This is a genomic window from Raoultibacter timonensis (assembly GCF_022845715.1).
GTDB classification, from domain to species: Bacteria; Actinomycetota; Coriobacteriia; order Coriobacteriales; family Eggerthellaceae; genus Raoultibacter; species Raoultibacter timonensis.
Genome location: NZ_AP025564.1, coordinates 620,511 through 634,768, shown reverse-complemented (window position 1 = coordinate 634,768; position 14,258 = coordinate 620,511). Strand labels below are relative to the sequence as shown.

At 61.4% G+C, this 14,258-nt stretch carries 6 protein-coding genes; 1 reads left to right on the top strand and 5 read right to left on the bottom strand.

The window, feature by feature from the left end:
* Window positions 1-171: 171 nt before the first annotated feature.
* From MWL89_RS02470 to MWL89_RS02455, 4 genes are all read right to left on the bottom strand, one after another.
* Entirely contained in the window at window positions 172-3,822 is a 3,651-nt protein-coding gene (locus tag MWL89_RS02470; protein ID WP_244411622.1) for a cell wall-binding repeat-containing protein, read from the bottom strand.
* A gap of 52 nt (window positions 3,823-3,874) precedes the next feature.
* On the bottom strand, window positions 3,875-4,378 hold the full coding sequence (locus tag MWL89_RS02465) for a MarR family winged helix-turn-helix transcriptional regulator (protein WP_244411621.1): 504 nt from the start codon (window positions 4,376-4,378) through the stop codon (window positions 3,875-3,877).
* 643 nt (window positions 4,379-5,021) lie between these two features.
* Complete coding sequence (locus MWL89_RS02460; protein WP_244411620.1) at window positions 5,022-9,884, bottom strand: leucine-rich repeat protein; 4,863 nt, start codon at window positions 9,882-9,884, stop codon at window positions 5,022-5,024.
* Between the two features lie 71 nt (window positions 9,885-9,955).
* Window positions 9,956-11,227, bottom strand: coding sequence for an RNA polymerase sigma factor (locus MWL89_RS02455; RefSeq protein WP_244411619.1), 1,272 nt, complete (start codon window positions 11,225-11,227; stop codon window positions 9,956-9,958).
* 505 nt (window positions 11,228-11,732) lie between these two features.
* On the opposite strand from MWL89_RS02455, the gene MWL89_RS02450 reads away from it, so the two are divergent.
* Window positions 11,733-13,625: an MDR family MFS transporter gene (locus MWL89_RS02450; RefSeq protein WP_102379181.1), complete on the top strand. Its 1,893-nt coding sequence runs from the start codon at window positions 11,733-11,735 to the stop codon at window positions 13,623-13,625.
* A 344-nt stretch (window positions 13,626-13,969) separates the two neighbouring features.
* Here MWL89_RS02450 and MWL89_RS02445 read toward each other — a convergent pair whose 3' ends face one another.
* Entirely contained in the window at window positions 13,970-14,152 is a 183-nt protein-coding gene (locus tag MWL89_RS02445) for a hypothetical protein (protein WP_102379182.1), read from the bottom strand.
* Between the last annotated feature and the right edge of the window lie 106 nt (window positions 14,153-14,258).

Sequence of the window (14,258 nt, the reverse complement as noted above, 5' to 3'; positions counted from 1 at the left end):
GGTACGCATACCGCTTCGTTTTCACGGGGAAACTATAGCACGGCAAGCGCAGTCGAACAGCCGCTCGTCGGGAAAGCTGTACAAAGGGAAACGCGGCACCCGATGCTACTCGGATGCCGCGTCGGCTCGCCTGCTACGATTGCGGCGGTTTCGGCTCGGGGACATGCATCCTTAATCCAGCGGCACTGCCACCTCGTCGGAAGGTTTCCACGCCACCGAGTCGTAGGGCACCGCCTTGACGAAGGCGCGCACCACGGGGACGTCCACGGCGTTCTCGTCGCCGAAGAAGCGGATCTCGCCCACCTCGCCCGAGCGGCCGGCCACCATCGAGAGCGCCGGCGCGTAGGCAGACTTCGGGTTGGTGAGCAGGATGACCGAGGAGTCCCGGCCCTGCAGCGCGCCGCCCGCCAGCGCGTCGGCGTGCTTGTCGCCGCGGGCCACGGCCACGCTCGAGAAGTCGAGGCGCTCGTGATCGGCGCGGTCAGCCGAGGTCGCCCACTCGGCTATGAGGGAGGCGGTGCGGTAGCGGTCCTCGCCGCCGAGGCGCACGACCGACGACGCGGGCAGGCCCGCGAGCGGGCGGGCCTCCGCCTCGACGGCGGCCGACACCGAGCGCTCGCTGCCGAGCACGAGGATGCGCTCGAAGCCGCCCGTGCGCAGGGCCTCCTTGGTCTTCTCGGACAGGCCCGTGCCGCCGAAGTGCGCGAGGAAGATCGGGCTCTTCGTGTGCGCCGCCCACGAAGACGCCGACAGGGAGTCGGGGAAGTCGGTCGCGAGCGCGACGATGGCGGTCTTGGACGCGGCGGGCCCGAGGCGCCCGTAGATCAGGTCGGCGGTCTCCTGGCGGGTGGCGCCGCCGATGCGCTCGACCGAGCCGGCGCCGACGACGGCGGCGACCTCGGCCTCGACCGAGGAGGTCACCGTGTTCGGGGAGCCGATTATGATCACCTTGGAGGGCGAGAGCGACAGGATCGTCGAGCGGGCGTCGTCCGAGAGCGCGTTGGGGTCGGTGAGCACGATGGGCGCGTTGCCCTCGGCGCCCGACAGCGAGCTCGCCGCCAGCGCGTCGGGGAAGTTCGCGTCGGCGCCCGACGCGAGGATCACGGTGCCGCCCGACTCGCCCGCCCGCCCGTGGGCGGCCACCGCGGCCGCCGTGGCGTAGCGGTGGGGGCCGAAGAGGCGCGCGACCGAGAGGATGCTCTCCTGATCGACGACGGTAACCTTTATCGTCGTTTCCACGCCGCCCGGCGAAGTGAACGACAGATAGTAGATGCCCGCGGAAGCCGGTATGGCGGCGATGCCCGATGCGCTCGGCGTGGCTTCAAGCGCCGTGTTGCTGCCATCGGTCGTCCACGCGACCGCCTGCGCCTCACGCGTGTAATCGTCGGCCGTGAACGCTTTCACATCGGCCGTCGATATGGTGATGCTGTTGGCAGCTACCGCCTCGCCTACGGTCAGATCGACCTCGAGCGCGTCGCGATCGTTGACGGTGAGCTTCGCCGTGGCCTCAAGCCCCTGGTTGGGCGTCGTGAACGCAAGCCCGTAGGTGCCGATGCCGGCATAGGGGGTCGACAGGGCGAGCGATGCGAAATCGATCTCGGACGGATCCTCGACGTCTTTGTCTTTATGGTAGCCGTACTGCCAGTTGACCGCTCCGACCGCATCGGCGTACCCGCTTATATCACCCGATGCGCGAAGATCCTCGAAGCCCTGCGCCTCGGTCGGCGAAACGACAACGTGCTCCTCGGCGACCTCGGGTCCCTCGTAGGCCCACACGCCGACGCCGATGGTGATTTCGGGGTAGCCGGGCTGCGTGTAGTCGTTGGTCGTATAGGTTTCGTAATAGGGGTACAGCCCGTTGGGGTATGTACTGTTCGGCAGCATCTTGAAGCATGCGATCTCGTCTTCGGTCACATCGCCGTAGCCCCATGTTTCGAGCGTGTCCTTCTGCACGAATATCTTGCCGTGGATGCCGCCGGGCATCACCTGGTTGTTCGTCTGGATGTACTCGTAGTAGATCGCGCCCGTCAACGGGTCACCCGCGCTGTTGATGTTCGTTACGGCGTCGCCAGCATGAACCGCAATGCCGCCGCCGAGATCAGGATCGCCGATTTCGACATTGCCCGAAACCCAGAAGTAGCCGCCGTGCTTGAATATTTCGTTGCCGTAGAATCCGCAAGTGAAATCGTGGCTATCGGTCATACCGAGGTCGGTGTGCGGCGAGGGCAACGTACCTTCGGCAACGTTGCCCTTGATGATGGAGTTCTCGAGCACGAACCAGCTGTAGGTCGAACCGTACACCCAGCTTCCGTCCTGGTTGAGCACGCCGCCGCCGTAGCCGTGCGCCGTGTTGCCGGTGATGGATGCGTTCTTGATCTCGAGATGGGTGATCTCGTTGAACACGCCGCCGCCGTGGTCGGCGGTGTTGTTAGCGATGGCGCCACCGAGCAGGTACATATGGTTGTAGCCCGAACTCGCCATGGGCTTGCCCGCTCCGCCACCGCTGCCGAAGGCGGTCAGCGTGCCGATACCGCCGCCGTACGCGGCGCTGTTGCCCGAGATCTCTCCCCCGTAGGTGTACAGACGGCCGATATAGACGCTGTCGGAATACACGCCGATCTTGACACGCGTCGAAACCGAGATGCCGCCGCCGCGCCCCGACGCCTCGTTATCAACGATCTTGCCGCCGTTGATGGTCGCTGTTGCGGCGTTCACATGAACGCCCGCGCCGTCGCCGTCGACGATGTTGCCCGCAATCTCGCCGCCTTCCATAGTGAGCAGTCCGTTGGGGTACGTGCTCAAGTAGAAGGTGTTACCGTAGAGCGCATAGCCGTTCACCATCACGCCCTGTACGGTGTTGTCCCTTATCTCGCCGCCGTTCATGGTGAAGGGACCTTCGGTCACCACCGCCGCATGTGCCGCGTTGAATTCGAAGTTCGATGCGCGCTGCGTGTCGCCCGCCATGCCGGTGATCAGTGCTCCGTCGTTCATGACGAGCTCGCCGTCTGCGTAGGTCATATGGCCGCCCTGCACGAACACGCCCGAGCCCTTCTGTAGGCTCTTGTCGATGGTCTGGTCGGCTGCGCCCGTCACGTCGTTGTTCTGGAGCACGGCACCTGCACCCAGCGTGAGTTTGGCACCGTTCCACATCACCTTGATAAGCGCGTTCTCGGCGGTCACGGCTGCTTTGCTGCCGTCGATGACGATGTCTTCGAGCACCAGGCTCGCGCCCTCGTCGACCATGAGCAGGTACCCGGTGTATCCGGGGTCGCGCGTAAGCTGTTGCGTGCTACGGAGTTGCAATTCGCTATCCGACTGCGCTTTGAGCACCACATGGCCTATGATCCGAAGCTCTCCGGTTACGGCAATGGAGCCCGCCACCTCGACGACGATCGGGTTGGCTTCGCTCGCAAGCAGGTTCTCGGGGTCTTCGAGCGCAGCCTTCAGCTCGTCGAAGCCTGATACCGGCACGGGCTCGCCGTCGAGATCGCTGAGCCCGACCGGCAACTCGCCATCTTCGTCCCAGTCGGAGAGAGGCGATGCTTCGTACACGCCATCATCGAGCACAACGGAACCATCGCCTTCGGACAGAGGCGCATCGGAAGCATCCGAACTATTTCCAGCAGTTTCCTGCGCGTTGCCGTCTGCCTCGATAGGCTCCTCGGATAAAGCGTTGGCGGAGCCATCCGCAAGCGCGCCGTGCCCCGCACCTCCCGCAGAATCGGCGACCTCTTCGCCGGGCAGCGCAGAGGCGACGCCGGGAACCATCGAGGTCGATAGCGTCAGCGCCAGCAGCACCGCCAGCAACCGTCTTGCATTCATAGTCTTGCTCCTTTCGATTGTTGCCGCATGGGACTTGAACCGGATATGATCGTTATCTGTTCGCAGAGGCAGCCGAAGCCCACTGCTCGAAGAACATCGAGGCTTTGGTGATGAGCACGTCGGGGTGCTCGTCGGTTTTGGCGGCGCGCTCGCCGCCATCCTCTACAGGACAGAGATCGACAAGCCGTTCCCCCTCTTCGGTAAGCGCTATGTCGATGCGCCGTTTATCACCGTCTTTCGGCTCGAACACGACGAGGTACCCCTCTTCCTGCAGGGCGTTCACGAACGCCCGCGCTGCCTGCGTAGAGCACTGGTTGGCATGGGCAACTTCGGTTAGCGTCGCCGAACCTCCCCTTGATGCGACTGCATCGAGCACGAGGAACTGCCGCCCCGTCAGATGCCCGTACTTCGTCCTCAGAATGGTGTCGATGCTCTTTTTGAACGAGAGCAGCTCGTACATCTTTTTCTCACGGGGCCGGACTTCGGAGACCGCCCAGACGGCCGGGGCCATTCCTTGCATACCGCCTGTGCCCTTGTCACGTGCTGGTTTTCCCATGGCTCGAACCGCTCCCTTCCTATCGGTGACTCGGCAACGCTACGGCGAGGCCCCGCGGCCGCGTCGAAGCGCATGTCCTTGTTTCGGAGATGAGGGGGCAGGCGAAGTTCGCACCCCGCAGGCGTCGCGCGTACAGGCAAAGCCGATCGGGCGCGATGAAGCGCTGCGCCGCCCGACCAAGCGCAAGCGAAACAACGCCGTCGTCGGCTCGACAAGCGAGCCGACGACGGCGCATATGGTAATATCTTTCATTTTTGCCTACAAGAAGCCGGAAAAACGCGCAGAGAAGCGAGGCGAGATATTGCGCCCCCCCCCAAGGGTTCTTGCTGTCCGCTCTCGTATGGCAAAGCCGATTCTCAAAGCATTTTCCTTCGTAGGTTACCGATCCATTAATGCAATATATTACATTGTAGAGAGAAATGAAAGAACTTTCTTAATTTGACGCAAATGCGCGCCTCCCGCACAACTCTTGCCGATCTGCCCCATTGCGCGATGCCGATGCGCTTGCCCGCCCATCGGCATTCGTCGCATCCGCCAGATTCCATACGTAAAAAGGCCGCCTGCTCTAGGGAAGCAGACGGCCCGTATCAAAACCCGGGCGAAAGCAGCTGGGTGAGATGCCGCTTTCGCACCGGGGATTGACCTACTGTGCGGCACGCTTTTTGCGACGCGACCGAACAACCAAGCTGACGATCGCGATTACCGCTGCGGCAATGCCTCCGACAACCGCCAAGGCGACGGCGATGAACGGTCCGTCTCCCGTTCTTACCAGATCGGAGAAGTAGCCGCCGAGCACCACAGAACCCGATTTTCCACTCGAGAACTCGAACGCCTCCCCGTCCTTCCAGTAAGAGAGCATGCCGACGTTGTTGAGCGTCTTCGAGGGCGGATTATCCCAGACCCTGAACTGCATGGTGATCTCGTTGCCCGTACCGAAACCCGCAGGCACGGTGCCGAAATCGACCACGAGACCGGTGATGTGCTCCCCTGCACTGAGCGAAGGGGCGTTGAAGCTGAACGGCTTGTTCGCATCGATGCCGGAATGAAGCACCGTGCGTCCCTTGTGGTTGGTGTAATACACCACATCGTAGCTCACGTCGGCGGCGCCCGAGAAGGCAGGCAACGATGCCGATACGAAATCGAGTCCTTGATCGGGCTTATCGGTTATGGCGTAACGGTCGAGCGAGGCGCCCCACTTGTTTTCGAAGCCCGTAAAGGTATGGGTGATCGTCTCGCCGGGCTTCACGCTCTTAACGTTGGGGGCCTTCACGAAGTTGTAGTTTTCCTCCTCGGGGCTTGGATCGGGTTTCGGACCCGGATCGGGATTCGATCCGCCGGACGCCTTGTAGACCAACGTGATGGCATGAGGGCCCGTCACGTTCGGAATGCTCGGATTGCCCGACCCCTGATCGGCGCCATTGAGCGCCCAACCGCTGTAGGTGTAGCCGGTCACCGCAGGCGGGGCGTACGAAAACGGATTGCGATGCGCAACCGTCGAGGTGGCTCCGCCCGGTATGGTCCTGCCCGCATCGTCGGCGTACGAGATCGTCACGGTATGGTCCACCGGCTGCACCGTCGCAGTCGCAAGCGGGCTCGTCCGACCGAACGCATCAGTTTGCGTTGCCGAAACAGCATCGCCCCGCGTGAGTATCACGCCAGCCGGCACATCGACTGACCAATAGCCGGTGGCAGCGAGAGGCGTCAAGGAGCTTGCCGATGAGGTTGCCGTCTGCCCGTTTGCGAACGTGACCGTAACCGAATTGCCCCGATCTGCCGACCCGGTGATCGTGAGCGCCGTCTCGAGCGGAGCCTCGATGCCCGGACCGTCGAGCGGAGCCGCGTATACGTAGGAGACAACACGGTCGCCGTTCGCAATGCTCGATTCGATGGCGGGGTCACCCGCATGGAGCGCATCTCCCGGCGCATCCTGGTCGGTCAGATAGCCTTGGTATTCGTATCCAGCGAGGATCGCCGGCGCAGGCGCATCGTCGTGCCCGAGCTCGAACGAGGTCCCCACATTGAGGATTTGGACATCCCGGTCGGTCGAGGGCAGCGGGGCAAGCGCCCCATCAACGCCCCTTGTCACCCATTGCCGGGTAAACGAGAAGTCCTCGAACCCGTCGGGATCGACTCCTCCCCCGCCCGGACCCGGAGGCGTCGCGCCGCCGTTATCGGCTCCGTAGACGTACCACACCTCGGCATTCGATTCGACGCTCGCGATCTCAGGAGTCGCCCCGCCCTCAACCGTCGAACGGTTCTCCTCCGAGGGGGTAGCGTAGTCGGCGCCGACGTACACCATACCGGTAAGGGTTTTGACGTTGGAGCCGTCATAGCGCTCGGCGTGCCCCAGCGTCTCGCTCGTATCCGCCGACACCATCTCGCCTGCACGGTCCACATGATGCTCGGTTACTGTATAGCTCGACTGCTCGTAGATGTAGTACACCTCGCGGTTGCCATCCGAAACCGATGCCGTAATGTCGGGCGCACCCGCATGGGGCGTGGTGCCCGCCGCATCCTGGTCGGTAAGATAGCCCGCGTACGAGTACCCGGTCGGAATGCTCGGCACGGGGGCGTCGGTATCGGCGAGCGCGAAGGCGCTGCCTATGTTGACGATCTGGGTGTCGGACGACGTTGAAGGAAGCGCCGTGAACGCACCGTCTTCAACGGTTCCCCAATGGCGCACGATATCGATGTCCTCGACGCCGTCGGGCTGCGTTCCGCCTCCCGAGGCGCCGGGGCTCTCGCCGCCGCCCGCATCGCGGCCGTAAATCAGGTACAGGTACGTATTGCCTTCAATCTCGTCGATATGGGGTTCGGCCTTGTCGGCGACCAGCGACGGGTTTCCCGACGTCGCCGACGCAAGCTGGAAGCCCTGATAAACGTAGCCGGGAATGTCGGTCGGTTCGCCGTCATAGGAATCCCCGCCGTCGCCCCTGAACCACTCATCGCCGTATCCGGCGATCGGGGTGCCGTTGCGATCCTGGTGGACGTGGATGATGTTGTACTCGGTCGTGAACTCGAAGTGGATTTCGGTATCCTCGGTCAGCGCGGGAAGAATGTAGGTGGTCTCGTTTTCGATGGATAACGGCTCGACGACCTCGCCGTTGTAGGTTATCTCCTTCAGCTTGCTGTCGAAGTACGGAAACACGGTGAACCGCAGCTCCTTGCCCTCTTCGACGTAGCGCCAGCCGCTTGCGAGGTTGCCTTTGGCGATCTCGCGCTCGTTGATCCGATCGTTTACGAAAGGGTTGTAGACGTTGTACGTGTCCACCGTAGCCGCACCTTCACCGCTCGACGTTATCTTGGTTTCGAGGTAGTAGTTGATCGCCTGGTATTCGGCATTCTCAACCGATGTGGGGGAGGTGGCCTCGGGGCCGCGTACGTAGAACTTGCTCGCCTTGGGCGTTGCGCTGAACGCTACCGAATCGATGGTCTCGGGCACGAACGCGGTATCGCTTCCCAGCGAGTAATTGGGAAACGACATCCCGTCGGCACCCACGTACACGATCGCGTTAGAAGCACCGTTGAGCTGCCAGCCACCGCTCGGGAACGTCATGGAGGAGAACTTCTCGAAATCGATGAATCCGCGCGAAGCCTGCGCGTTGAGGGCCGTGTCGCTCAAGGAGTGCATCGACAGGCAACCGGTGAACACGTAAGGGGGAAGCACGGTAATGTCGGTCCCCAAGGCAACGGTTGTGATGTTCCAGCAATTGGCGAACTGCCAGCCGCTTTCGTCGAGAGATGCGACCGCCGTCTTTTCGAGATCGATCACGTTCGGATTGGCCGTCGCGTTGATGAGCGAGTCGCTGAGCGTCCGCAGGGCCTTGCAGCCGGCGAACACGTTGCCGGGCAGCTGCTTTATGCCCGGTCCGAGCGTGACGGTTGTGAAGGCTTCGTTGTTCGCGAACTGCCGACCAGCCGCGTCGAGCGTTGTGACGCCCGTTTTCTCGAGATCGATGACCTTCGAATTGGCAAGCGCATGCTCGGGCGTATCGCTCACCGAGGAGAGGGCTTTCGAGTCGGTGAAGAGGTTTCCGGGAAGCACCTCGATGTTCTTGCCGAGCGCGACGGTCGTGATGGAGGAGCACTGGCTGAACGCGCTTTGGCCGAGCGCCGTCAGGTTGGTGCTCGAAAAATCGAGGACGCCCGGATACGCCCGCACATCGGCTACCGAACCCCCGAACGTCGTGAGCGAGCTGCATGCGCCGAACACGTCGTAGTTGAGCGACGAAACATCCGGCCCTACGGTAACCGCCGTGATGGAGGAGCACCCCCGAAACGACTGCATGCCCGAGAACTGCGTCACACCCGTCGAGGCAAGATCGACGATGCCGGGATTCACCGCCGCGTTGCCGAGCGTATCGCTCACTGTCGTAAGCGATGTGCAGCCCGCAAACGCCGACGCGGGAATTGCCGTGATGTTCGTGCCGAGGGCCACCGTCGTGATATTCTTCGCATTGGCAAGCGCGTACGCGTAGAACTCGCCGGTAAACGTCGACAGGTCGATCGTGGTGATGTTGAGGCTGTTGAGATAGGTCATCGAGGGAGTCGTCGACGAACCGCTTAATTGGAACCTGTTTTGGCCGCCGACTATCTTGAGCGTCGTTGCCGAGGCGATGTCCTCCTCGGAGAAGAGGCTCTTGAGCACGGTCTCGAGATTCGCCCAGTTGATCGGGTTATCCCCCATATCCACGATAAGCTCATCGAGCGCAAGCGGCCCAACAAGCGCTTCGTCCTCGACCGAACGCACGCCTGCGCCAAGCGCCGTGATGGCCGCGTCGGCCTCGACTTCGATCAGCTTGGTGTAGGCGATGGACTCTTCGTTTTCGGGATCGGCTTCGAACTTGTTGTCGCGCTCGGTATCGGCATCGGGAAGCGGCGGAAGGTATTCGGTTCCGTCGATCGTCTGCGCTTCGGCCTTCACGCGATAGGCGCCCGGCTCCACCTCGGAAAAGGAATAGGTTCCGTCCGACTCGGTGCGAGTCTCGGCAATAGGCTGCTCGCTATCGTCGCACAGGGTAACGGCGAACCCGGGAACAACCGCTTCATCGGCGGTGCGAACACCGTCCTCGTTTTCGTCGTGCCACACGAGTCCCGATATCGAAGCTGCGCCGTTCGCCTCCTCGCCTCCGCCGGCATCGGCTGGCGAAGGCGTATCCGTTTCAGGAGCAAGGTCGTCAGGGGCATCGCTGTCGGAAGCCGGCGCAGAGCCCCCGCCCGAAGGCGGCTGCGCACCGGAGCCAGGCGCCTGCTCGGAGGACAAATCGCCTGAGGCTCCATCCTGCTCCGCTCCCTCTTCGCCCTGCCCGGGATCCGAGGTTGCTTCCCCGGGTTCCTGCAGCGTCCCGTCGAGCATCGTCTCGGTGTACTCGAACGACTGGGCTGCCTCGGGCGACGGTCTCGCATTATTGTTATCGGCCGATGCCAGCGGGATCAGCGCCATGCTCGCCACCAGAAGCGCCGCGAGCGCCGCGCCCACTACCTTGCGTTTTCTCGTCTTTAGCATCGTTTCACCTCCTGCTTCGGATTGGTCTTCATGTAAAAGGTCGTTACTCTTCGGCTTTCCCATAGCGAACCTCATCTATCGAACATCGAGACGAACTCGAACATGTCGGGTACGGGACCTGTGCCCCCGAAGCGATACGCCACTTCGACGGCCTCGGTTCCCGGAATCGCCTTAACGATCACGAACAACTGCTTGTCCTGCTTGATGAGCTCGTAGACCGCAAACAGCGACCCTTCGAGCGTTTCGGCGTATCCTTGCTGCGCCGCGCCGAGCGATTCAACGAACGAGGCGACGTCCGGACCGCTGCCTCCCTGACTCGCCAAGGCGAGCAGCCGCTCTTCCCCGTCGCTCCCGATCATGTCGGCCAGCGTTGCGATAGGCGCTTCAGCGGGAGGCTCGTCGACGACGGGCTCGGGTTCTCGTTCGGGAGGCTCGGTCGGCTCTTCAACCGGTTGGACGAGCGCAGGCGTATCGGCCACCGACTCCGCGGGCTCGCCGGATACGACGACGCCCGTCGCAATACCGGCGACGAGCAAGACCGACGCTCCACCGATGGCAAGCTTTGCCGCGACCCCCTGGCCTGCGGCAGCAGCGGCGCCGACGCCGGCTACCGAAGTAACGGCGCATACGGAACCCGCATACTCCATAAGCCGCCGCTCCATATCAACCGTTACCAGGTGCGAGCAATCGAGTTCGTAGATGCGCGCGAGCGTCGGCATGGCCCCCGCCGGAAGCATGGCCGACGCCAGGACGGCACCGCCGTTGGCCTCCTCGATCTTCTTCCTGAGAGCCTGACGCGCTCGCTTGAGATCGTTCGTCACCTTGTTGGCGTTGACGCCGAGCGTAGCGGCGATCTCCTTGTAGGAGAACCCCTCGAAATAGAACAAGAGCAGCGCTTCTTGGTAGTTCTCGTTGAGCTCTTTGATGCGCTCGAGAACGAACGACCGCTTTTCCGCATCTTCGGCATATTCGGCAGGCAAGAACTCCGTACGCGCTTCTTCGATCGACATGATCGCATCGTTTGCCCCGGGATCGCCGCCGATCAGTATCGTATCTCGCTCCATCGCGCCGTTTCTCCGATAGCACGTGTACTTGACGATGCTGTGGAGCCACGAATCGAACGCATCGAGATCCTTGAGCTTCCCGATCCCCCGATACGCCTTGAGCACGGCTTCCTGTGCGCAATCCTCCGCATCGTCGGCATTTCCGGCATAGTGCAGCGCCAGATACAGTATCTTGGAGCGGCACGAGCCGATGAGCGCTTCAAAGGCTTCGCTATCGCCTCGCCGCGCTCTGTCAACCAGCTTTCGCACGTCTGAACGACGTGCCTTCTTCTCACCCATATGCATTCCCTAGTCCGTTCTATGCTCTCGAACGCGAGCGTGGTTTGCGCGCGTTCTATAGGTATAGTTCCCGGGCTGTACAAACATCTGTCACTAAAATGGTAGAAAATCGCAAAATTTGTAATTCATTCCATAAACTCTGATAGATATACCGTAAATCCTAGTTATTACCTATTATTTTTAAAGGGATCATAGTAACTACATAATATATTACCTGTTAGCGGACCCGGGAAGCGGGCGCCGATCATCGGAATCGCCGCATGTCGAACGACTTGTCGGCCCTGCTTCATACCAAACCGCCCACATGTTGCATAGGGTTAATAATTTAGGTACTAAAATAATTCTGAGAATGCCCATATCTGATTCACACGCTCATGGTAACTAAGCCGTAAAATAGTCAAGTTTCACAAAAATGAAAAACAACGCACAGAGGTTCTTCGGCACCGGGCGCGCAAGCGCTTTTTTTACGGCCGGAGCACCAAAGCACAGGCACAAAGGAGCGCATATGGGATTGAGCCGTAAACAGATCATGATGCTGGCCGTTTTGATGTTCGGAACGTTCGTCACCGTCCTCAACCAAACCGTCGTCACGCCGGCACTCCCCTCGGTCATGACCGAGATGAGCGTCGATGCCGCCACCGCCCAGTGGCTCACCACCGGCTTCACGCTCGTGAACGCCATCATGATTCCCATCACGGCCTACCTGACCGACCGCTATTCCACGCGCAACCTGTTCGTGGTCGCGATGGGCATCTTTACGGCAGGCAGCCTGCTTGCCGGCTGGGGGCCGTCGTTTCCCGTGCTGCTCGCCGGCCGTTTGCTGCAGGCGGCGGGCGCAGGCATCCTCATGCCGATGGTTATGACCGTGCTCATGCTCACCTTCCCCGTCGACAAGCGCGGTAGCGCGATGGGCCTGTTCGGCGTGGTCATCGCGTTCGCGCCCGCAATCGGCCCGACCGTCGCCGGTCTCATCATCGACAATGCGAGCTGGCACGACATGTTCTTCATCATCGCCGGACTCTCGGCGCTCGTTATCGCGTGCTCGCTGTTCGTGCTCGAGCGCACCTCCGCACCCGATAAGCAGACTTCGCTCGACAAGCCCTCGGTCGTATCTTCGTCCCTCGGTTTCGGCTGCCTGCTGTACGGGTTCAGCGTGATCGGATCGTACGGGATCAGCGTGCAGGCCGCCATCGCAACCGTCGTTGGCATCGTAGCGCTCGTGTACTTCTTCCGCCGTCAGCTCAAAATGGAAAACCCCATGCTGCAGGTGCGCGTGCTTTTGAATCGGAAGTTCCTCATCGGCACCATCATCGGCATGCTCGTACAGGCATCGCTTCTAGCTGCGGGCATCCTGCTGCCCATCTACCTGCAATCGCTGATGGGTTACTCGGCGACGGTTTCCGGCCTCGTCATCCTCCCCGGCGCCATCGTCATGGGTGCCATGGGGCCGATAGCCGGGCGCCTGTTCGATAAGCATGGGCCGCGCGTTTTGAGCCTGGTCGGCCTCTCGATGCTCACGATCACCACATTCGCCATGGCGTTTCTTGGAGACGGAACCGGCATCGCCTACCTGACCATCCTCTACACCGTCCGCCTGTTCTCGCTCTCGCTTGTGAACATGCCCATCACCACCTGGGCCATGAACGCACTCGACAACACGCTCATCAATCACGGCACCTCGGTGAACAACACCTTCAGGCAGGTTGCCGGCTCGCTCGGTACCGCCGTGCTCGTCTCGATCATGACCATCGCCACCAACGCAGGCAGCAGCTCGATGGATTACGTGCATGCGAACATCTTCGGCATCAACATGGCGTTCGCCGCTGCCGGCATCCTGTGCGTAGTCGGTCTCGGACTCACGATCGCGTTCGTGAAGGACAAGCCCGGCGAGACGGCGAAGACCGATGTCGACAACGCACGCCGCAGCGTGCTCGAAAGCATCATGAAGCGCGACGTGTACGTGCTCGACGCCGATGCGACGGTCATCGACGCCATGAAGCTGCTTGTCGACAAGCACATCAGCGCCGCTCCCCTCGTCGACAACGCCGGCAACGCCGTCGGCTTCGTATCGGACGGCGACATCATGCGCCACCTCTCGAAACGCAGCCAGATGTACGTGGATCCCGTCGTCATGATCATGCAGATGGGGCGCGACAGCACCGACTTTGACGATAAGCTGCGCGACCTCATGCAGATGCAGGCGAAAGACATCGGCGCAAAGGGCATCATCGGCGTCGACATCCACGCCGACCTGCCCGAAGTGTGCCGCGTGCTCGGAGAAAACCACCTCAAGAAAGTGCCCGTCCTCGACGACGGCCATATCGTCGGCGTCATCAACCGATCGGACGTCACGCAGTACTCGATGAAATCGTACCTCGAAAGCGAGCAACCCGCGTAAAGCTATAACGCCGAAGCGCTTCGGCGAAAAATCGAGCACTGCCGCACGAACGGCAGTGCTCGATAGCGCACAGCGGCACGCAACCCAAACGATGGCGGCCAACCATAGTGCAATTCTCCAAAATGAGGCCCAATCTGGCAGAGATTTTCGATCGTGACCCCAAAAACTGCAATTTGCGCGCTTTCTGAGTTGATAGTTTTATGCATCTGCACGAGAGGCGCAGGTCAAGAACGTCGCTTCTTACCTTCAGGGGGTCAGAATCGTAAATCTCTGCCAAAGTTGTACGGTTTTACCGAAAACCCTACCAGCAGCGCACATCTATGACAGCTTATGCGGGACTCCGCCTATTTCTCCGCCCGTTCGGGATGCCCGTGATCCTTTTGCCACGAATCCCATTGACGGTAGCAAACAGCAGCGCGCTGCTTTTGGTCGGGCCACTTCTCGCGATCTTCGGTTGTAACCTCTTCCATGCAACGTGATACGAACGTTTCCTTCTTCTCGTTCGCCCTCGGTTCCGGTAACGGCATGATACGCGCCTCCTATGTTCGCCTTCAGCCCGCTTCGGGCATTCATCGAGCATACCCGCGCGATATGGCGAGCGGGTTACGAGACGGGAAAACCTCTGATGCAGTT